This is a genomic window from Actinomadura darangshiensis, assembly GCF_004349235.1.
Classification (GTDB): Bacteria; Actinomycetota; Actinomycetes; order Streptosporangiales; family Streptosporangiaceae; genus Spirillospora; species Spirillospora darangshiensis.
In genome coordinates this window covers 1-1,525 of sequence record NZ_SMKY01000617.1, presented here as the reverse complement: position 1 = coordinate 1,525, position 1,525 = coordinate 1, and the positions used below count along the sequence as shown (strand labels likewise).

Genomic DNA, 1,525 nt, shown 5'->3' with positions numbered 1-1,525 from the left:
CTGGTGGAGGGGTCGGGGGTGCGGGTGCGGATGGATCCGCGGCCGGGCTGGTGCTGTGTGGCGGCCGAACCTTCTAACAACAACGATGATTGACATAGAAGCGGGCGGCGTGGTGGGGTGAGCCCATGACCGAGCAGCCCGGGTACCACCTCGCCCAGTTCAACGTCGCCACGCTCCACCACCCCCTCGGCGATCCGCGCACGGCGGACTTCGTCGCGCTGCTGGAGCCCGTCAACGCGCTCGCCGACCGGACGCCCGGGTTCGTGTGGCGGCTGGTGGAGGAGGGCAGGCCGGACGCCACCGGCATGCGTCCCGCCGGCGACGACGTGATCGTCAACTTCTCGGTGTGGGAGTCGGCGGAGGCGCTGTGGGACTTCGTCTACCGCAGCGCGCACCTGGAGACGATGCGACGCCGCCGGGAGTGGTTCCGGCGGCATGCGGACGCGCATCTCGTCATGTGGTGGATCCCTGCGGGCACCGTCCCCACCGTCGGGGAGGCGTTGGAACGGCTCGCGTTCCTGCGTGCGAACGGGCCGTCGCCGCGGGCGTTCACGTTCAACGCGTCCTACACGGCGCAGGAGGCCGCGGACGACATGGCGGGGCAGGCCGCGGACGACACGGCGCAGGAGGCCGCGGGCGCGGAGCCGGCGGAGCCCGCGGCGCTCTGACGGCTCAGCCGAGGAGGGCGGCGGTGTGGCGGCCCGCGGCGGCGGCGGCGAGGAAGTAGGGGAGGTCCTCGTCGAGGCGGCGGCCCATGGTGGACAGCCGGACGCCCCAGTCCTTCTCGGCGGCGCGGAGGGTGTCGAGGAGGCCGTCGACGGGGACGGGGACGAGGCGGTGCCGGTCGCCGAGGGGCGCGGCCTCTGCGGCGACGCGGGCGCCGAAGGCGCCGCCGAGTTCGGGGACGGGGATGTCGGCGGTGGCGAGGGCGACGCGCCCGTAGGCGGTGAGGGAGTGGTGGGAGACGCCGATGTGGCGTTCGCGCTTGTCGCCCTCGCTGACGCGCAGGGATCCGACGGGGCGGCCGCCGAGGACGGACGCGGCGTTGACGGCCTCGCCCGCCGAGACGCCGGAGAACCCCCATTTGGTGCCGGTCCCGAGGTTTCCGGGGCCTTGGGCGAGGACGACCACATCGGCGTTCAGGACGAGGCGTGCCGCCAGCAGCCCGGTGTGGACGGTGACGGCTTCGAGGTCGCCGCCGAACGCCTGGCCGGCGGTGATGGTGGCGGCGAGGGCGCCGGCGTCCTTCAGTTGGCCGATGGACATGGAGAACCAGGAGGGCAGTGCCGCGCCGTCCGGCATGACGTACACGACCCGTGTGGAGGGCCGCGCGGCGTGCAGCGCGGCGAGGATCGGGGGGAGCGCGGAGTGCAGGTCGGCGATGATGACGGGCATGCCGGACAGGGAGTCGGCGTCGCGCAGGATCTCGTGGTGGGGGGAGTCCTGCTCGTCGGCGCCGAGGACGGTCGCCTGGAGCGGGGTGTAGCGGGCCTTGACGAGGTGCCCGGGCCCGGCGGGGTCGGGC

Annotated in this window: 2 protein-coding genes; one reads left to right on the top strand and one right to left on the bottom strand. The window is 74.0% G+C overall.

What is annotated here, in order from left to right; all coding sequences use genetic code 11:
- The first annotated feature begins 125 nt into the window (after positions 1 to 125).
- On the top strand, positions 126 to 668 hold the full coding sequence (locus tag E1293_RS46940; RefSeq protein WP_132206614.1) for a DUF3291 domain-containing protein: 543 nt from the start codon (positions 126 to 128) through the stop codon (positions 666 to 668).
- A 4-nt stretch (positions 669 to 672) separates the two neighbouring features.
- Here E1293_RS46940 and E1293_RS46935 read toward each other — a convergent pair.
- The coding region (locus tag E1293_RS46935) for a DUF3866 family protein (protein WP_132206612.1) at positions 673 to 1,525 on the bottom strand (853 nt) is incomplete at its 5' end.